Origin of the sequence: Neobacillus soli NBRC 102451 (assembly GCF_001591665.1) — a bacterium.
Classification (GTDB): domain Bacteria; phylum Bacillota; class Bacilli; order Bacillales; family Cytobacillaceae; genus Neobacillus; species Neobacillus soli.
This window is the reverse complement of the sequence record NZ_BCVI01000082.1, coordinates 1-18,139: the sequence shown is the minus strand read 5'-3', so window position 1 is coordinate 18,139 and position 18,139 is coordinate 1. Positions and strand designations below refer to the sequence as shown.

At 44.3% G+C, this 18,139-nt stretch carries 19 protein-coding genes; 14 read left to right on the top strand and 5 right to left on the bottom strand.

Going from position 1 to position 18,139, the window contains the following annotated elements:
* The 9 genes from BSO02S_RS24185 to nuoN all read left to right on the top strand — a co-directional run.
* Nucleotides 1-703 (top strand): NADH-quinone oxidoreductase subunit C (locus BSO02S_RS24185; RefSeq protein WP_235847002.1); only part of this gene is annotated, 703 nt, incomplete at its 5' end.
* A 3-nt stretch (nucleotides 704-706) separates the two neighbouring features.
* Nucleotides 707-1,807 (top strand): NADH-quinone oxidoreductase subunit D, encoded by a 1,101-nt coding sequence (locus tag BSO02S_RS24180; protein WP_066073950.1) that lies wholly within the window; start codon nucleotides 707-709, stop codon nucleotides 1,805-1,807.
* On the top strand, nucleotides 1,807-2,811 hold the full coding sequence (nuoH, locus tag BSO02S_RS24175) for an NADH-quinone oxidoreductase subunit NuoH (protein WP_066073946.1): 1,005 nt from the start codon (nucleotides 1,807-1,809) through the stop codon (nucleotides 2,809-2,811). The genes BSO02S_RS24180 and nuoH overlap by 1 nt, the downstream gene beginning before the upstream one ends.
* Before the next feature lie 100 nt (nucleotides 2,812-2,911).
* Entirely contained in the window at nucleotides 2,912-3,337 is a 426-nt protein-coding gene (gene nuoI / locus BSO02S_RS24170; protein ID WP_066073943.1) for an NADH-quinone oxidoreductase subunit NuoI, read from the top strand.
* Entirely contained in the window at nucleotides 3,334-3,852 is a 519-nt protein-coding gene (locus BSO02S_RS24165; protein ID WP_066073942.1) for an NADH-quinone oxidoreductase subunit J, read from the top strand. The genes nuoI and BSO02S_RS24165 overlap by 4 nt, the downstream gene beginning before the upstream one ends.
* A complete protein-coding gene (gene nuoK / locus BSO02S_RS24160) occupies nucleotides 3,849-4,163 on the top strand; it encodes an NADH-quinone oxidoreductase subunit NuoK (protein ID WP_066073939.1) in 315 nt (104 codons plus the stop codon). The genes BSO02S_RS24165 and nuoK overlap by 4 nt, the downstream gene beginning before the upstream one ends.
* A gap of 190 nt (nucleotides 4,164-4,353) precedes the next feature.
* Nucleotides 4,354-6,222: an NADH-quinone oxidoreductase subunit L gene (nuoL, locus tag BSO02S_RS24155; protein WP_066073932.1), complete on the top strand. Its 1,869-nt coding sequence runs from the start codon at nucleotides 4,354-4,356 to the stop codon at nucleotides 6,220-6,222.
* Nucleotides 6,219-7,727, top strand: a complete 1,509-nt coding sequence (locus BSO02S_RS24150) for an NADH-quinone oxidoreductase subunit M (protein WP_066073929.1) — start codon at nucleotides 6,219-6,221, stop codon at nucleotides 7,725-7,727. Before nuoL ends, BSO02S_RS24150 begins: the two co-directional genes overlap by 4 nt.
* 6 nt (nucleotides 7,728-7,733) lie before the next feature.
* Entirely contained in the window at nucleotides 7,734-9,248 is a 1,515-nt protein-coding gene (gene nuoN, locus BSO02S_RS24145; RefSeq protein WP_066073925.1) for an NADH-quinone oxidoreductase subunit NuoN, read from the top strand.
* Between the two features lie 192 nt (nucleotides 9,249-9,440).
* Here nuoN and BSO02S_RS26685 read toward each other — a convergent pair whose 3' ends face one another.
* From BSO02S_RS26685 to BSO02S_RS24130, 3 genes are read right to left on the bottom strand one after another with little or no spacing between them, the layout of a single operon-like run.
* Entirely contained in the window at nucleotides 9,441-10,145 is a 705-nt protein-coding gene (locus BSO02S_RS26685; protein WP_084375163.1) for a general stress protein, read from the bottom strand.
* Between the two features lie 57 nt (nucleotides 10,146-10,202).
* Complete coding sequence (locus BSO02S_RS24135; RefSeq protein WP_066073919.1) at nucleotides 10,203-10,376, bottom strand: CsbD family protein; 174 nt, start codon at nucleotides 10,374-10,376, stop codon at nucleotides 10,203-10,205.
* Between the two features lie 40 nt (nucleotides 10,377-10,416).
* Nucleotides 10,417-10,692 carry a hypothetical protein gene (locus BSO02S_RS24130; RefSeq protein ID WP_066073914.1) on the bottom strand — a complete coding sequence of 92 codons (276 nt, stop codon included), beginning with the start codon at nucleotides 10,690-10,692 and terminating at the stop codon, nucleotides 10,417-10,419.
* A 399-nt stretch (nucleotides 10,693-11,091) separates the two neighbouring features.
* On the opposite strand from BSO02S_RS24130, the gene BSO02S_RS24125 reads away from it, so the two are divergent.
* Nucleotides 11,092-11,385: a hypothetical protein gene (locus tag BSO02S_RS24125; RefSeq protein ID WP_066073913.1), complete on the top strand. Its 294-nt coding sequence runs from the start codon at nucleotides 11,092-11,094 to the stop codon at nucleotides 11,383-11,385.
* Nucleotides 11,386-11,500: 115 nt separating this feature from the next.
* Here BSO02S_RS24125 and BSO02S_RS24120 read toward each other — a convergent pair whose 3' ends face one another.
* Nucleotides 11,501-11,893: a hypothetical protein gene (locus BSO02S_RS24120; protein ID WP_142303677.1), complete on the bottom strand. Its 393-nt coding sequence runs from the start codon at nucleotides 11,891-11,893 to the stop codon at nucleotides 11,501-11,503.
* A 351-nt stretch (nucleotides 11,894-12,244) separates the two neighbouring features.
* On the opposite strand from BSO02S_RS24120, the gene cls reads away from it, so the two are divergent.
* From cls to BSO02S_RS24100, 4 genes are all read left to right on the top strand, one after another.
* Entirely contained in the window at nucleotides 12,245-13,744 is a 1,500-nt protein-coding gene (gene cls, locus BSO02S_RS24115) for a cardiolipin synthase (RefSeq protein WP_066073907.1), read from the top strand.
* A gap of 31 nt (nucleotides 13,745-13,775) precedes the next feature.
* The gene (locus tag BSO02S_RS24110; RefSeq protein WP_066073904.1) at nucleotides 13,776-14,897 is read left to right on the top strand and encodes an AI-2E family transporter; all 1,122 of its coding nucleotides are present in this window, start codon (nucleotides 13,776-13,778) and stop codon (nucleotides 14,895-14,897) included.
* 132 nt (nucleotides 14,898-15,029) lie between these two features.
* Nucleotides 15,030-16,532, top strand: a complete 1,503-nt coding sequence (locus tag BSO02S_RS24105; RefSeq protein WP_066073901.1) for a mechanosensitive ion channel — start codon at nucleotides 15,030-15,032, stop codon at nucleotides 16,530-16,532.
* Nucleotides 16,533-16,628: 96 nt separating this feature from the next.
* Complete coding sequence (locus BSO02S_RS24100; protein WP_066073898.1) at nucleotides 16,629-17,918, top strand: hemolysin family protein; 1,290 nt, start codon at nucleotides 16,629-16,631, stop codon at nucleotides 17,916-17,918.
* Here BSO02S_RS24100 and BSO02S_RS27630 read toward each other — a convergent pair.
* On the bottom strand, nucleotides 17,860-18,139 hold a 280-nt coding region (locus tag BSO02S_RS27630; RefSeq protein ID WP_218010619.1), incomplete at its 5' end, for a hypothetical protein. The genes BSO02S_RS24100 and BSO02S_RS27630 overlap by 59 nt on opposite strands.

Here is an 18,139-nt window from a genome sequence, read left to right as displayed (position 1 = left end):
GGTAGCGAAAGCAAAAGCGGCGGCAGCAGCAAAGGCAAAGGCCAAAGCAGCTGGAGCAGGAACCGATTCCAACGATACAGCAGCAGCGGGCGGCGATGACGAGAAGGCGAAAGCCATCGCGGCAGCCAAAGCAAAAGCGAAAGCAGCTGCCGCAGCAAAAGCGAAAGCAGCAGCTGGCGGAAAAGCGGGCGACACTGCGACCCCAGAAGCAGAGGCAAAACCATCAGTGAACCAGCCATACTTAGATAAGTATCGCAAGGTGATTGAAGAAAATCTTGGTTCTGACGTTTTAGAAGATTCTTATATTAATAAACTTTCCAAAGATGTTCCGACACTTGTTGTGAAGCGAGATACATATTTTAAGGTAGCTCAATTTTTAAAATATAATGAGCTCTTAGGATTTGATTATTTATCAGAACTTCATGGGTCAGACTTCGAAACACATATGGAAGTTTATGTTCACTTGTACTCATACAAAAACCGGCAATCGGTCGCTTTAAAAGTGAAGATTGACCGCGGAGAACCAGCCATCGAGTCTGTGCAGCCGCTTTGGGCCGGTGCAGAATGGCCTGAATGTGAAGCCTATGATTTACTAGGGATTAACTTTTCAGGACATCCGGACTTACGCCGCATTATGCTCGGCGAAGATTGGGTTGGCTTTCCACTTAGAAAAGATTATCAGCCGTACGATGTGGAGGTGTAAAGAGTGATCAGAACAGAAGAAATGATACTAAACGTTGGTCCTCAGCATCCAAGTACGCATGGAGTTTTCCGTCTTGTTGTAAAAATTGATGGGGAAATCATTACCGAAGCAAAGCCTGTCATCGGCTATTTACACCGCGGGACAGAAAAGCTGGCGGAAGACCTGCAATATACGCAGATCATTCCTTACACAGACCGGATGGATTATCTGTCATCGATGACGAATAACTATGTGATCTGCCATGCCGTTGAAACGATGATGGGGATTGAGATTCCTGAACGGGCGGATTTCTTGCGCGTAATTGCGATGGAATTGAACCGGGTGGCCAGCCATCTTGTTGCATGGGGCACCTACATCCTTGATCTCGGGGCGACAAGTCCATTCATCTATGCGTTCCGTGATCGCGAAATGATTATCAATATGCTGAACGAATTATCGGGTGCACGTTTGACCTTCAACTATATGCGTGTTGGCGGCGTGAAGTGGGATGCGCCTGAGGGCTGGATTGAAAAAGTAAAAGAGTTTGTTCCTTACATGCGCGGTCAGCTGAAAGGCTATCACGAGCTTGTTACCGGCAATGAAATCTTTATTGACCGGGTGAAAGGCATCGGAAAGTATACAAAAGAAGAGGCGCTTCAATATTCATTGAGCGGACCAAACCTGCGCTGTACCGGTGTGAAATGGGATCTTCGCAAAGATGAGCCGTATTCGATTTACAACCGTTTTAACTTTGATGTGCCGACCTCAGAGGAAGGCGATTGCTTGGCACGCTACAATCTCCGTCTTGCTGAGATTGAACAATCCTTGAACATCCTTGAACAAGCAGCGGCGCAATTCCCTGCCGAAGGTCCGATCCTTGCCAAGGTGCCGAAAATTATCAAGGCACCAAAAGGGGAAGCTTTTGTCAGAATTGAATCACCGCGCGGGGAAATTGGCTGTTATATTGCGAGCGAGGGGAAGAAAGAACCGTATCGCTTAAAGTTTAGAAGACCATCCTTCTATAATCTGCAAATTCTCCCAAAACTTTTAAAAGGTGAAAATATCGCCAACATGATTGCTATTTTAGGGGCAATTGATATTGTCCTTGGGGAGGTTGACGGCTAATGATAAAAGAATTGCTCCAGTCAAGTCCGGGGTGGGCTAACTTTGGAATTTTCTTTTTACTCGGTGCTGTCTTGCTTTTAATCGTCTTAGGTTTCGTGACCTACGGAATTTTAGCAGAGCGGAAAGTCTTAGGTTACATGCAGCTCCGCCATGGTCCAAACCAAGTAGGAGGCAGATGGGGACTCTTGCAAACCGTTGCTGACGTCCTTAAGCTTTTACTAAAAGAGGATATTATTCCGAAAGCAGCCGACAAGCCATTATTTATCATCGCACCAGCGATTGCCTTCGCGCCATCGTTTATGGTCTTGGCAACGATTCCGTTCACTGACAAATTTCAGTTCGCTGATATCGGTGTCGGCTTGCTCTATTACATTGCTGTATCAGGATTAACTGTCTTTGGAATGGTGCTTGGGGGCTGGGCCTCAAATAACAAGTACGCTCTCTTAGGAGGTATGCGTGCAGCGGCGCAGATGATTTCTTATGAAATTCCGCTCGTCATGTCTGTCCTTGGCGTCATTTTATTAACAGGAAGCTTAAATTTAAATGATATTGTCGCACAGCAGGAGCACGGCTGGTTTATTCTCTTACAGCCAATCGGCTTTATTGTCTTTTTCATTGCATCGATTGCTGAATTAAATCGGACACCATTTGACTTGCCGGAGTCAGAAAACGAACTTGTCGCAGGATACCATGTTGAATATACAGGATTCCGCTGGGCCTTCTTTATGCTTGCAGAATATGTGTATTTATTCGCCATGTCCGCACTGATTACCGTCGTCTTCTTAGGAGGCTGGTTAGCACCGTTTGGCTTCCTTGGATTTATTCCAGGTGCCGTCTGGTTTGCCCTTAAATTCAGTTTCGTGGTCTTCATTTACATCTGGCTGCGCGCAACGCTGCCGCGTTTCCGCGCTGACAAACTAATGGAATTCGGCTGGAAAGTACTACTGCCAATCGCACTAGGGAACATTTTCCTAACCGCGTTAATCAAGTCATTATTCTTTTAAAAAAGGGACCTTGTGTGTGGCGGTCGATTTGTTCTGTCACAACACAATAGTGCCTGACACCAATAATAACAATCTTTAAAACGTAAAAGGGGTGAAAAACGTGCTTGGATTAGGTTTAGCAAAAGGCTTGAAATATACCCTGAAGAACTTAACTCGTGAAAAAGTTACTTATGATTATCCGAACCAACCGCTGCCGCTCCCAGATCGGTTCCGCGGCATTCAGAAGTTTTATCCGGAGAAGTGTATTGTTTGTAATCAGTGTGCGCAGATATGCCCGACGGATTGTATTCAATTAACGGGTAAAAAGCATCCGGATCCAACGAAAAAGGGGAAAATCATAGACACATACGATATTAATTTTGAGATTTGTATCCTTTGTGACCTATGTACAGAGGTTTGCCCAACCGAAGCAATCATCATGACCAATAACTTTGAGCTCGCTGAATACAGCCGGGACATGTTATTTAAAAACCTAGAATGGTTAGATGAAAACGACGAAAACATACGGCAGGTGAATAAAGCATGACATTTTCAGGTGAATTCCTTGCCTTTATGGGACTTGCGCTTGTGGCGATTATCGGCGGCGTGCTGCTGTTGAACTTGACCAAGGTCGTCCATATGGTCGTTGCCCTCATCTTTACTTTTGTAGCCATCGCCGGGATATACGTACTGCTTTCTGCAGAATTTGTCGCGGCCGTGCAAATCTTAATTTATTCAGGGGCAATTACGATTATCATGCTGTTTGGGATCATGTTAACGAAGCATGATGACGAAAGCGAACCAAAAACAGGCAAGTGGAGAAAGCTGCTCGTGTTTTTAGGGATTGCCGGCTTTGCCTTTGCTGTCTATATTGGTATCTACAATTTCAATATTGTGCAAGTACCGACTACTTTGCATGAAAACAACACAATGCAAATCGGTAAAGCACTTTACTCAAAATATATCATTCCGTTTGAGTTAACATCTGCTTTACTACTAGTGGCTCTTGTCGGCTCGATTATTTTAGCAAAGAATGAGAAAAAGGAGGGTGATAGCGAATGAGTTCAGTTCCCGCTTCAGCCTTCCTGGCCCTTGCACTTATTTTATTTTGCATCGGTTTATACGGTGCACTGACAAAAAGAAACACCGTTATCGTCTTAATTTCCATCGAATTGATGCTGAATGCCGTTAATATTAATCTAGTAACCTTCAGCAAATACGGGCTAAACCCATCGATTACAGGCCAAATCTTTGCCCTGTTTACGATTAGCGTCGCGGCGGCAGAAGCAGCAGTCGGACTAGCGATCTTAATTTCACTCTACCGCGCTAAGAAAACCGTTAACATCGACGAAATGGACATAATGAAACACTAGAAATTTTACGGTGTCATTTACAGTATCATTTACGGTGTCAGGCACCACAAAAAGACACTTTGCCCAATTTGTCCACGCTGGGCGGACATTGTAAATGGGACTTTCGACAAAAACCGGGCGGTGCCAGGCACTGCTCGGATTCGACAAAATTCGGGTGGTGCCTGGCACCGCCCGAAGGGGGATAGTGATAATGATGGAGAATGCATGGCTGATACCGCTTTTCCCGCTATTATCGTTTTTGATCCTTCTTCTATTCGGTAAGCGGCTGAAGGAGGCGAGTGCTTATGTGGGGATTCTCTTCACGCTGGCATCGCTTGTCTATTCGATTTTGGTGTTATTCGAGCGCTTTTCAGAGCCAACCTACGGAACGAATTTCGAATGGCTCACGATAGGGGATATTCATCTAACAGCGGGCTTTGAAGTCAATCAATTAAATGCATTAATGCTGGTTATTGTATCGCTCGTCAGTTTCTTAGTACATACCTACTCCAAAGGGTACATGAATGGAGACGAGCGCTTTCCGGTATTTTATGCCTATTTAGGATTATTTACGTTTGCAATGCTCGGGCTTGTCATTTCGCCAAACCTGTTGCAAACCTATATTTTCTGGGAGCTTGTTGGTGTTGGTTCCTTCCTATTAATCGGTTTTTATTTTTACAAAGAAGAAGCAAAGGCTGCCGCGAAAAAGGCGTTCATCATGACCCGGATTGGTGATGTTGGCTTATTTATCGGGATGATCCTGCTCTTCTGGCAAACTAAAAGCTTTGAATACAGTGAAATTTTCAAGGCAGTTGATGCCGGCGCGGTGTCAGGCACCATGATTACCTTGACGGCCATCCTGATTTTTATTGGGGCTGTCGGAAAATCGGGTCAGTTCCCGCTGCATACCTGGCTTCCGGATGCGATGGAAGGTCCGACACCTGTTTCGGCGTTAATCCATGCCGCAACGATGGTTGCTGCAGGGGTTTACTTAGTGGCTGCACTATTCCCACTGTTCCAAGCTAGCAAAACGGCGTTACTGACGATTGCTGTCATTGGTGCATTTACGGCAATTTTTGCGGCAAGTATTGGCCTTGTGCAGACCGATATTAAACGTGTCTTAGCGTATTCAACTGTTTCACAACTCGGCTATATGATGCTCGCTTTAGGGTCTGCCGGCTATGTCGCTGGTGTGTTCCACTTAATGACACATGCCTTCTTCAAAGCGCTGCTATTCTTAGCTGCCGGCTCTGTCATTCACGCGGTCCATACCCAGAACATCGAGGAAATGGGCGGACTGTGGAAAAAACTGAAGTTTACCGGACCGCTGTTCTTAATCGGAACACTGTCAATCAGCGGGGTGCCGCTCTTTTCCGGATTCTTCAGTAAAGATGAAATTTTAGCTGCGGCCTGGGAAGGCGGACATCCAATCCTTTTCTTCCTGGCATTAATTGCTGCCTTTATGACCGCATTCTATATGTTCCGTTTGTTCTTCATGGTCTTCACCGGAAAACCGCGGACCGAAATGAAAAATGTACACGAATCACCAGCAAACATGACCTACCCGATGATGCTGCTCGGCGTGCTCGCTATTGTGGCTGGTTATGTAAATACACCTTGGTTCGGTTCGTTCCTTGGCGACTGGCTCGTCGATGGCAACCCAAGACTAGGTCACGCCCATGTGGAAGGCCCAATCTGGATTATGATTGCTGCAACGGTGGTTTCCTTACTGGGAATCTTCATGGCCTACTTGATGTACTACAAGCGCTCACTCGCCCGCAACTGGTTAAGCGGCACGGGTGATACGCTGCACACGATTCTTACCAATAAATATTACGTCGACGAATTCTACCAACTTACAGTCATCGCCTTCACGAAGGGATTGAGCTACTTCCTCCGTTTCATTGATGTCTTCCTTGTCGAAGGACTCGTCAAAGGCGTGGTCGGGATTGTTCAAGGACTTGGCAGAACAGGTTCGAGAATGCAATCCGGCCAGGTTCAAACGTATGGCGCAGTGGCCTTCATCGGTCTGGCACTGCTCGCCGTCATCTATGCACTAACAGGGGGGTACTTACGATGAATTTACATTGGATTCTTTCCATCCTAGTATTCTCCCCTTTACTAGGTATCGTGGTTTTGGCGTTACTGCCGAAAACACAGGAAAAAGTAATCAAAGCGGTCGGCCTTTTAGCGACCGTGCCGGCCTTATTGTTAGCACTCGCCGCCTATCTCCATTTTCAATGGGGCAAGGATTTGGCTGACTTTGCGGTCTCAGTACCGTGGATTCAATTCCGCGGCATGGGGACGCAAGAACCCGTTTTCTCTGTGTACTATGAGCTTGGCATGAGCGGTTTTCAAATGCTGCTTGTAGTCTTAACAGCTGTTGTCGCGACCTTGTCAGCGATTGCGGCGGCCAAATTTGTGAAAAAGGAATGGAAAGGCTATTTTATGCTCTTCCTGCTCTTAGAAACAGGCATGCTCGGCGTTTTTACAGCTGAAAACTTAATTCTGTTCTTCATCTTCTTTGAAATCACCTTAATTCCGACCTTCTTCTTAATCGGAAAATGGGGCTATTTTGAAAGAGAAAAGGCAGCCTACAGCTTCTTAATTTATAACGGGTTAGGATCTGCTGTACTCCTAATCGTTATTATGATCTTATTTGGAAAAACCGGAACAACAAACATTGACTTGCTGACACAAATGATGGCCGACCCTAATGTGCCGCTTTCTAGCGACTTGAAACTGGGACTCCTGATTGCCTTGTTGATAGCTTTCGGTGTGAAATTGCCAATTTTCCCATTGCACAGCTGGATGCTGAAGGTTCACGTGCAAGCACCGCCGTCTGTTGTAATGATTCACTCGGGGATCCTCCTCAAAATTGGTGCGTACGGGTTAATTCGTTTTGGAATGGGGATTTTCCCCGAGCAGTTTAAGACGCTTGCGACGCTGATTGCTGTCCTTGGTGTGATTAACTTACTCTACGGGGCGTTTCTAGCGTTCATTCAAACAGATTTTAAAATGGTTTTGGCTTATTCATCGATTTCCCACATGGGCATCGTGCTAATCGGACTTGCTGCCATGAATGAGGCAGGGGTGCAAGGGGCGATTTTCCAAGTGGTTTCACACGGTTTGATTTCGGCGTTGTTGTTCTTCTTGGTCGGTGTCTTGTACGAACGGACCGATACATCGCTGATCGAAAATCTGGGCGGAATGGCGAAGGGGATGCCGATTGCCGCAGGCTTCTTGCTTGCCGGTGCGCTGGCTTCACTCGGACTGCCAGGTATGTCTGGATTTGTTAGTGAATTTATGGCCTTCCTCGGACTTTTCAAAGAGTTGCCGTGGGTTGCGGCCGTTGGTACGATCGGCATTATCATGACGGCAGCTTACTTGCTCCGCGCGGTCTTAGGGATGACGTATGGCAAGGCGCACCGCGAATTTACCGGCGTCCTTGATTTAAAAGGCGTTGAATTCGTGCCAGTCGTGGTTTTGATGTTGTTAATTGTCTTAATTGGTGTATACCCAAGTGTCCTAAGCGCGCCGCTACAAACTACACTTGAAACAATCATGCTAGGGATCGGAGGGTGATGAAGGATGGACATTCAAACATTGCAACAATTTAATTGGAGTGCGATGACACCGGAGTTCATCATCCTTGGTGTTGCCGCGCTGCTTACACTGTTAGATTTATTTATCCCGAAGCATCTTGACCGGAGAATTCTTGGCTGGATTGGGATTGCGGCGATTCTTGGAGCGATTGTGTCTGTCCTCAGTTTAGCTGGCGGACAGGTGACATCGATTTTGCATGATACGTTCCGGCTTGACAGCTTTGCGATTGCCTTTAAATTACTGCTCCTTGCTGGTTCGGGGCTGGTCCTATTTTTGGCGGTCAGCTATGAGCCGAAGGATGGGATGGAAGAATATCGGGGCGAATTTTATTATTTGTTCTTAACAGCTTTGCTTGGTGCGATGGTTATGACATCAAGTGGCGATTTAATTACGCTGTTCATCGGCTTAGAATTGTTATCGATTTCTTCTTATATTTTAGCGGGTATCCGCAAGTACCATGTACAGTCAAACGAATCGGCGATGAAATACGTCATCAATGGCAGCATTTCGTCCGCGATTACGTTGTTCGGGATGAGTTATGTCTATGGTTTGACAGGCTCAACCAACCTGTTGGAAATTGCCAAAGGTCTGTTAACGGTCCAAGATACGCAGCATAGCTATTTACTCGGCCTTGCCTTTTTGATGATTTTCGTGGGCTTGTCGTTTAAATTGGCAGCGGCCCCGTTCCATATGTGGGCACCAGATGTTTATCAAGGCGCACCAACACCGGTTACGGCCTTTTTAAGTGTCGTTTCGAAAATTGCCGGCTTTGTGATAGTGATCCGGATTTTGTTGACCGTGTTTGGCTCGGCCGCATCGGTCGGACATCCCAATCAACCAATCCTGCTCGATATGCAGGATTACATCGCCTTCATCGCAGGGGTGACGATGATTATCGGTAATGTGGTTGCCCTAAGGCAGTCGAATATCAAAAGGATGTTTGCATATTCAAGTATCGCCCACGCCGGCTATATTTTAGTGGCCTTAACGACGTTGAGTTCGAATATGTTTTATTCAATTTGGTTCTATCTGCTCGCCTACCTGTTCATGAACTTGGGCGCGTTTGCGGTCATTCAGGTCGTTACGGAAAAAACAGGCTCAGCCCGAATTGCGGACTTTGCCGGTCTTTATAAACGTTCGCCGGTGCTGGCGGTTATCATGGGTCTGTTGCTTGTTTCTCTTGCAGGCTTCCCAGGCACAGCCGGTTTCATTGGAAAATTAAATATTTTCCTGGGGGCATTTTATGGTGAGCCGCATTATGTGCTGGCGTCGATTATGATTGCGACAACCGTCGTTTCGTATTTCTACTATTTTGGCGTGATGACACAAATGTTCTTCCGGCCGGCCAGCGACGAAACGGGCAAGTTCAATATTCCATTTGGAATTATCGTCGTCTTGGTGATTGCGGTCGCAGGTTCCGTGCTGTTCGGTATCCTGCCAAACACAGCCTTCGACTTCATGACCAATAACCTGAATAATCTAGCTGACTTTTTTAGCTAGCAGTTTGCGGGTACTTTTTTTAAAAGTGGCCGGCTGTTTTTGGGAGAGGCAGCCGGCAAATAGGTTAAATTAAAGGGGTTATTTACTGAAAGAAGTGGTTGGGGGACCACTTCTTTTTTTGCATTCTGTGTCACTAAAAATAAACAGCAGCAGCAACGCGTTCACGTTGCTGCTGCTGAATGGATTTGATTCTTATATATATTTGTTACTAAACGCTGGGTTTCGTTCTTTAATAGTTTCAAAGCGAGCGTCGTCTTTCGTGCTGCCCGTTTCCTGCTCGATCGGAATCTCTGGTTCCACTTCATTGACTTCATTCCTATTACTCAGGTAATTCCTATCATTCCTATTATCCAGGCTATTTGTGTCATCCACGACACTGTTCCTATCATTCCTATTATCCAGGCTATTTGTGTCATCCACGACACTGTTTCTAACAACCCCATCACCGGCAAGGTAGTCCCTTTTCTTAACGAGGACTAATATTTTTCCCTCTTCAACGGACCTTCCATAATGTTCTGCCTCATCCTCGGGAATTCCAAGACCAATCAGCGCGCCAGTTAATCCGCCTAAACCTGCCCCGGTTATGCCTCCCAGTAGGGTTGCGGCAATCGGGCCCGCGGCGATGAATGGGCCAATTCCCGGAATCGCCAGTGCGCCAATGCCTGCTAGAAAGCCGGTTACGCCGCCAATTGCGCCGCCTGCAAGTGCACCTGTGGCAGCCGTATCTTCAGCGGCCGTGCCCGTTTCTTCTGTTATGCTATTGACATCTTCCGTGCTTTTACCAATGACACTGATTTCATCTTTACGGTAACCTTGCCTTATAAGGTCCTCAATCGCTGCCACCGCTTCTTGTTCCGTGTCATACACACCTACAATATTCTTTTCCTGCTTGTCCATTTGTTTCTCCTCCTTCTAGTAATTTTGTGGATTTGGGCGATACTTGTTACTCACCGTTTAGTCCTTTGAGAATTCATCCTTTACTTCACCGACGCCTTCTTTTAATTTACCCTTTGCCTTATCCATTTTTCCTTCTGCTTCCTTGGAGTGATCGTTTGTTAATTTACCCCATTGTTCCTTTGCCTCACCTTTTACCTGATCAGCAGTACCTGATAATTTATCCTTGTTCATACTCTTTCTCCTCCTTGTCATTTCTCATACGAATTTTTTGTTACTTGTTATCTTGTTCATCCTTTTTTTCACCATCACTAATCCCATTGTCTTGATCGACGCCATCACCGATACCGTCTTCTTTCAATGCCTTGTCCACATTTTCCTTCGATTTAGAGGCCTTTTTCTTCGTATCATTATCAATGGCATCCTTTTTTTGCCCATCACTAGGGCCATTATCCTGGTCCACACCATCTCCACAACCAGCTAATCCGCCAAATGTTAATGACATGGCCAATCCACCTAGTAGTAATGGTTTTTTCAAATGACTATACATTTTATCTCCTCCTAACCGGTGTTTCCTTTACTTTGTGGTGCCTAGTATTTATATCCCCGTTGAAAAGTAAATGAAACCTCCTTTTTTCGAACCGTTGCTGTATTTCGGGTCGCTGACGGAACCTATTAACCTAAAAATTTGCTTTTCTACTATATAAATGATTTCAGGAGTTTCCTCCAAAAATTATTACTAGATGACAAATATTTCAGAAGTGTTAAAACAATGAAAGGGAGTTTTAGATTCCTAAAAAGGTGGTACAACATACAACAAGGTTAACGCAAGTCAACCTGGTTGAATAACTAACGAAGGGGGCTGGTTAAATATGTATGCTGCAAGTAAGGGATAAGCTAACGAAATTACCAGGCAGCAATTTTAAAAAAAATAGAGGAGGAAATAAAAATGGCTAACAAAAATAATGAAACAATGGGTGTAGAGGAAAACGAACGTATTGGCGGAGAGGCTACTTCCCAGAATCGTGAGAAGGAATTGGATCAACAAAAAGGTGGTCATAAGGATGAACAGGCAGCTTCCCTGAATAATAATAACGATGAACAGGCTGCATCCCTGAATAATAAGCAGGAATTTAACCAAGAAAAAGGTCGTAAAGATGAACAAGCCACTTCCGATAATTCTGATCAAGGGCTTTATCAGGAGAATGAGAAAAAAGGCAAAGAAGTGCATAGTGGCAACTAATGAAATGAGGGTTAATCTTAATTAAATGAGAATAGGCACAAGCAAATATAGTCAAATGTTAGAGCCTCATTTAATGAGGCTCTAATGTTTTTTCGCTGCTAAATGTTGCACCGGCTTAATCCTGAGTTAATTTCAACAGAACTTTGTCTATATTAACCACCTTTTCGGAAAATAAGTGCGCAAATATTGATTTTTCATTTAAAAGCTTTTGACGAATGCGTTTAAATACATTTTTTAGTTTCTTCTTTTCAGGACTTTTTGTAATTTCGATAAATTCCCTTACTTCCTCTGGACAATTCTCCACTAACATCGTGGCAATAGCCATTTTGTTTTCTTTATTCATCTTTATCTTTAGTTTTTTTAATAATGGTAACTCGATACACTCTTCAAGCAAATGACTTATTTTTGTTGAGGTAACAAATTTTTGAACATGGACCAATTGGATGGGTCCGCACTTATTATTTATCCTTTGGATCATTAAATGTTCTAAGTTATTTTTTACATACACATGGCAATTTCCCATTACACTACACAGCCTTTCAAAGTTGCAATTTCTGGATGTCATTTCTAAGGTTTATTTTATGTAAATGGAGGTTGACTATATAACTGTAAAGATTACCTATTATCAGATAAGAGTCATTTTACCTACTAACCTTGAAAATCCCAAAGATGTACATACCCTTTTTGAAAAAAATTAACCGCAATGATCTAGAATGAATAAAACTTTTTGACCGTCAACGGGAGGATTAGCCATCATCAGGAATGGGTATTTATCGATAAAGGTGTCGGATCCTTTTGGTTCATAAGAACTACTACTAAAGTAAATGGAACAATAGAAAATTTTGGGGAGAACGATGTGATGAAAAAACGGCGGATGGAATTTGTCTTTGTAATGATGATGATTGTGCTCGGGTATGTCGTGTTTTTTACTGGGATCCCTTTCTTGTGGAAGGTGTTGTCCGTGGCGATTTATGGCGGAATTATCTTGGTCACCGTGTTTTCCTTAATGCTTGAAAACCGGTCGGCCCAGAGCACACTATTATGGATTTATATTTTAGTATTTTTACCGGTGCTGGGGTATATCGTTTATGTCTATTCCGGTCAATTATTTTTAAAAGGTTATTTGTTTAAGAGTAAGCGCATCAAGGAACGGGAGGTATTTGAAACGCTGAGCCGTAAAAAACAGCCAATTGATTTTTCACAGCTTAATAACCACCAGCATCATTTTGCCCACTATTTGGACCGGGTGACAAAGACATCCGCGAATACCAATACGATCACAAAAATTTTGAAAAACGGGGAGGAAACGTTCGCGGAAATCAAAAGAGAACTGAAGAAAGCAAACGATTTTATCCATATGGAATATTATATTTTCCGCGATGATCGATTAGGCAATGAGCTGATTGACATCTTAATCGAAAAAGTGCAGGCAGGTGTAGAGGTGCGCCTTATGTACGATGCCATGGGAAGCATCACGCTATCAGGCGCTGCGATAAAAAAGATGAAGGATGCCGGGATCCTGGTTCATCCCTTTTTGCCCATCAAAAGCGCGCTGTATAATCAAAAGTTTAATTTCCGAAATCATCGCAAAATCATTGTCATCGATGGCCGAGTTGGATTTACCGGCGGTCTTAACATTGGAGTTGAATACTTGGGGGAGGATGAGGAGATTGGATTTTGGTGTGATACACATGTGATGATCGAAGGAGAGGCTGTCCAATCATTACATGCCGTGTTTTTATTAGATTGGTGCTATGTTTGCAGTGAATTGCTGGTTAACGATGAACGCTATATGAAACCAATCCCCAAAGCTGGAGATGGAATGGTCCATGTCGTCGCCACCGGTCCTGAAACCGAACAGATGAGTGATCATTATTATGCGATGATTACCTGCGCAACAAAATCGATTTGGATTGCGTCACCATATTTTGTTCCCAATCAAGCGATTCGAACGGCACTTAGGATTGCCGCCCATAAAGGGGTCCAAATTCGCATCATGGTACCTGAAATTAATGATGGTTTTCTTACCCAATACGCCTCACGTTCGTATTTTCCGGAGCTTTTGCGGTCGGGGATTGAAATTTATGCCTATCAGAAAGGCTTCTTACATAAAAAAGTAATCATCGTTGATGGCGACCTTGCCACGATTGGGACAGCCAATATGGATATGCGCAGTTTTCGGCTTAACTTTGAAGTCAATTTATTTTTAACAGGAACGGAATCCATCCAAGACCTTGTCACCTATTATCAAGAAGATCTGGAGGAGTGCCAAAGAATTCGCCCCGTTCAATTTTACAAAAGAGGAATGACCGAAAAGGCAAAAGAGTCATTTGCACGGCTATTTTCCGGAGTTTTATAAACTAAGTTGAATAGAAAAGGAGAGTGAATTCATGTCGATGACAAAAGCGTTTCGATGGGGGTCTGGGCTATTACTGATTTTCTTAATTATATTTATAGGGACGAAAATCAACTTTGTTTTTCGGCCGATTATGTTACTTGTCCAAACCCTCTTTCTTCCTTTTTTGATAGCGGGGGTGTTATATTACCTGTTTCGCCCTTTGGTCAACTTTCTTGAATTAAAAAGGGTTCCGAGAGCCCTTTCCATTTTCCTTATTTATCTAATGGCAGCTATCCTGATTGGGTTGTTGTCCTATTTTGTCGGGCCGATTTTGCAGAAGCAAATCAATAGTTTAATTGATAGTGCACCGGCCTTTATGGAGTGGATTCAGGGAGAGTTAACGAAGCTTCAAGAGAAGGAATGGATTCACTGGTTACAGGAAAATAACCGGTTAACGTTTGAAAAGGGTACGGATTCTATTTCGAAAAATATTCCGTTGGGCCTCGCGGCGCTTGGAACAAATATATTAAATTTTATCGGTGTGATGGTCCGGGGAGTGACGGTGCTTGTGACGGTCCCGTTCATTTTGTTTTATATGTTAAAGGATGGTGAAAAGGCCCCTCGGCAAATTTTGCGGATTTTGCCGGCCGGGCAGCAGAAAAACGGGCAAAAAATATTATCAGATATGGATGAGGCACTTAGTTCCTATATCCAAGGTCAGATTTTTGTCAGTTTTTGTTTAGGAGCGATGCTTTTTATCGGCTATTTGCTGATTGGCCTGGATTACTCCCTGCTTGTTGCCATTTTTTCCATGTTTATAAATGTCATTCCGTTCCTTGGTCCCATCATTGCGATTATCCCTGCCCTGATTATTGCCTGCTTACACTCACCAATGATGGTCGTTAAGGTTCTCTTTGTGATGCTTGTTGTTCAACAAATAGATGGACATGTGATTTCACCACAGGTGATGAGAAGAAAGCTAGAGATTCACCCGCTCACGATTATTTCGTTGTTACTTGCCGCTGGAAGTATCGGGGGGGTTCTCGGGCTCATATTAGCCGTGCCTGTTTATGCAGTCATGAAGGTGATTGTTCAACATGCCTGCCGGTTATGGAAGCTTAGAAAAGAGCAATCGATCGAAGAAAAAATCATCAATGCCGGAAAGCAAACCTAAAAGCGGAAACTGCCTTGGCTTAGGACGAATAGGGGGACAACCGGCTCCATTTTAAAAGGCTGTTTGAAATCAGGGGGAGGGGGTATTACATGAACAAGCAAAATTATCATTGATGAAAAGGAGATTGGTAGAATGAATATGCACAATATGATGACTGGCTGGTACATGTACTTTGACAAGATTCCAAACCTTCTCTTTGCCCTTCTTGTCCTCTTGGTTGGCTGGCTTGCCGCGAAAGGAATCGGGAAAGCGGTGGAAGCGGCCCTTAAGAAAAGCAACCTGGATGACAAGTTGTTTTCAAACCTTGGGCAGAGAAAGTATTCTTCGGAAGTCATTGTTGGAAAAATTGTCTACTATCTATTGCTGGTTTTTGTTTGGATTATCTTTTTCAATATGCTGAACTTAAGCCTGATCGCAACCCCGCTTGTGCAAATGTTATCCACAATAACTGCAGCGATTCCTAATCTATTAAAAGCGGCACTAATTCTACTGTTTGCCTGGGTGGCAGCCACATTAATTCGTATTCTATTTAAAAAAGGGGCGGCCATGGTTCATCTGGAGCACCTGTTAGTAAAATGGAAGATGGCTACGAGTGAATTAGCTGCGATAACGAAGGTCAATAGTATTGCCAAGGCACTTTTCTATTTTGTTCTATTATTATTTTTACCAGCGGTATTAGGCGCATTGCAATTGAAGGGGATTTCAGAACCATTCGAAAATATCCTTTCAACCATCCTTGCGTTTATCCCGAAGTTATTTGCGGCTGCCCTGATTGTGTTTATCGGCTGGCTGATTGCTAAAGTGGTTCGTGATATTTTAACCAACTTTTTACGAAGCGTTGGTACGGAACGACTCGGTCAACGGTTAGGATTGGTAAAGGCAGTAGAAGGGGCAAGTCCTTCGAGTATCATTGGAAATATTGCGTTTATCTTAATCTTAATTCCGACCATCATTACCGCTTTGGAAAAATTGGAACTAAAGGGCATCTCCGAACCAGCCATTGCGATGCTTAATAAGGTGCTGGCGCTGATTCCAAATATCGCTGTTGCCATCATTCTAATCTTAGTCGGCCTGTGGCTCGGCAAATGGGTGGAGCGAATGGTGACGCAAATGCTGTGGCGGTTACGATTGAATCATTTCTTTCAAAGCATCGGTATTGGATCAGGGGATTCCGAGCAAGCAAGGTACAATCCTTCGCAAATCGTTGGTTTGCTTGCCAAGATTGTTGTGATTTTATTATTTACAGTTGAAGCCTTACAAATTGTTCACCTAGCGTTCTTAGTGACCTTAGCAACGGCTGTGATTGCCTATTTACCAATGGTGTTTGCGGCACTCATTATTTTAGGGATTGGCTTATTTTTAGGCCATTTAGTAGAAGGTATTTTAAAAAGTGTTCTAAAGAAAAACTACTCGCGAACACTGGCTGCCGCTGCGAAATATGCTATTTTTACGATTGCAATCTTTATGGCTTTAGATCAGCTCGGTGTCGCCCACTCCATCGTCAATGCGGCCTTTATTCTTGTCTTAGGTGGCTTAGTGTTAGCATTTGGTTTGGCCTTCGGTCTGGGTGGAAAAGATTTTGCAGCAAAATGGCTGGGGAAATTAGACCGGAAATTAGAGGAAGAAAATTTATAAACCAAATTTCAACAATCCGAAACCCTCAGCGATTTCGGATTGTTGTTTTTACCAAGTAGATAGGGGGTGGATGCCTTACGGCTGTAAGGCTGCGCTTTGACAATCATAAACCTGCTAATCATCGCATTATTAATCGTGCTCACCGGCTTCTTTGTCGCCATCGAATTTGCGATTGTAAAGGTACGTACATCCAGAATCGAGCAATTACTGGCGGAAGGGAAAAAGGGGGCTGCCTCGGCGAAAAAGGTAGTGACACATCTTGATGAATACTTATCCGCCTGCCAGCTTGGGATTACCGTGACGGCATTAGGGCTCGGCTGGCTCGGGGAACCGACGGTGGAAAGGTTACTTCATCCACTGTTTGCTGCATTAAATCTGCATGGATCGATCAGCGATATTTTATCATTTGGACTGGCCTTTGCCGCCGTCACCTTCGTCCATGTCGTGGCGGGGGAATTGGCGCCTAAAACAGTGGCCATTCAAAAGGCGGAGGCGATTGCCCTTTACCTGTCAGCACCAATCATCTTGTTTTACAAAATCCTCCATCCATTTATCTGGGCCTTAAATAGCTCCGCTCGGCTGTTGGTGGGGATTTTTGGCTTAAAACCTGCCGCCGAACATGAATTGGCTCATTCCGAAGAAGAGCTGCGCATCCTTTTGTCCGAGAGCTATAAAAGCGGAGAAATTAACCAGAATGAATGGAAATATGTCAATAATATTTTTGAATTTGATGAAAGGGTAGCAAAGGAAATCATGGTACCGCGGACGGAGATTAGCTCCATTTCCATTGACGATCCGATGGCAGAGGTAGTTAAAAAGCTGAAAACGGAAAATTATACAAGGTACCCTGTGTTTGCTGGGGATAAAGATCATATTCTAGGTGTGCTGAACGTGAAAAGCTTTTTAACAGCTAAAATCTTGGCCACTCCAAATAATCAGGGCTTGGAGGACTTTATCAATCCGGTAATCCAAGTCATCGAAACAATTCCCATTCATGACTTATTGATGAAAATGCAAACCGAACGTACACATATGGCCATCCTACTGGATGAATACGGCGGCACCGCGGGCTTAGTAACGGTTGAAGACATCATTGAGGAAATCGTTGGCGAGGTCAGAGATGAATTTGATGCCGATGAAGTGGCGGAGATCCGGAAATTAGCGGAAGGCCATTATCTATTGGCTGCCAAAATGTTAATTCGGGATGTAAATCAGTTACTCGGGATTCACCTATCCGATGATGAAGTCGATACCATCGGCGGCTGGTTTCTCACGCAAAACCATGACGCCCAAATGGGGGCGGTCGTGGAGTATTCCGGATATACGTTCACGGTTCAGGCGATAGATGGGTACCATATTTTGTATTTGGATGTTGAAAAAGCTTAATTGAAAAAGCCTCCATGTTGGTGGAGGCTTTTTTGGGTGTGAAGGGGGTTGCTGGATGCGGATGGGTTGGGTTAATCGGCGGCTGGCGGGCTCCAACTGTCGGATAGCGTGTTCCAACTGTCGGATAGCGTGTTTCAACTGTCGGATAGCGTGTTCCAACTGTCGGATAGCGTGTTCCAACTGTCGGATGGCGAGTGCCAACTGTCGGATGGCGTGTTCCG

Excerpts from the sequence above, each read along its gene's own strand:
- BSO02S_RS24135 (WP_066073919.1), bottom strand. The coding sequence starts at position 10,376 with ATGAACAAGGATAAATTATCAGGTACTGCTGATCAGGTAAAAGGTGAG.
- nuoN (WP_066073925.1), top strand. The coding sequence starts at position 7,734 with ATGGACATTCAAACATTGCAACAATTTAATTGGAGTGCGATGACACCG.
- nuoH (WP_066073946.1), top strand. The coding sequence starts at position 1,807 with ATGATAAAAGAATTGCTCCAGTCAAGTCCGGGGTGGGCTAACTTTGGA.
- nuoK (WP_066073939.1), top strand. The coding sequence starts at position 3,849 with ATGAGTTCAGTTCCCGCTTCAGCCTTCCTGGCCCTTGCACTTATTTTA.
- BSO02S_RS24110 (WP_066073904.1), top strand. The coding sequence starts at position 13,776 with ATGTCGATGACAAAAGCGTTTCGATGGGGGTCTGGGCTATTACTGATT.
- BSO02S_RS26685 (WP_084375163.1), bottom strand. The coding sequence starts at position 10,145 with ATGGACAAGCAGGAAAAGAATATTGTAGGTGTGTATGACACGGAACAA.
- BSO02S_RS24125 (WP_066073913.1), top strand. The coding sequence starts at position 11,092 with ATGGCTAACAAAAATAATGAAACAATGGGTGTAGAGGAAAACGAACGT.
- nuoL (WP_066073932.1), top strand. The coding sequence starts at position 4,354 with ATGATGGAGAATGCATGGCTGATACCGCTTTTCCCGCTATTATCGTTT.
- BSO02S_RS24105 (WP_066073901.1), top strand. The coding sequence starts at position 15,030 with ATGAATATGCACAATATGATGACTGGCTGGTACATGTACTTTGACAAG.
- BSO02S_RS24130 (WP_066073914.1), bottom strand. The coding sequence starts at position 10,692 with ATGTATAGTCATTTGAAAAAACCATTACTACTAGGTGGATTGGCCATG.
- BSO02S_RS24150 (WP_066073929.1), top strand. The coding sequence starts at position 6,219 with ATGAATTTACATTGGATTCTTTCCATCCTAGTATTCTCCCCTTTACTA.
- cls (WP_066073907.1), top strand. The coding sequence starts at position 12,245 with ATGAAAAAACGGCGGATGGAATTTGTCTTTGTAATGATGATGATTGTG.
- BSO02S_RS24165 (WP_066073942.1), top strand. The coding sequence starts at position 3,334 with ATGACATTTTCAGGTGAATTCCTTGCCTTTATGGGACTTGCGCTTGTG.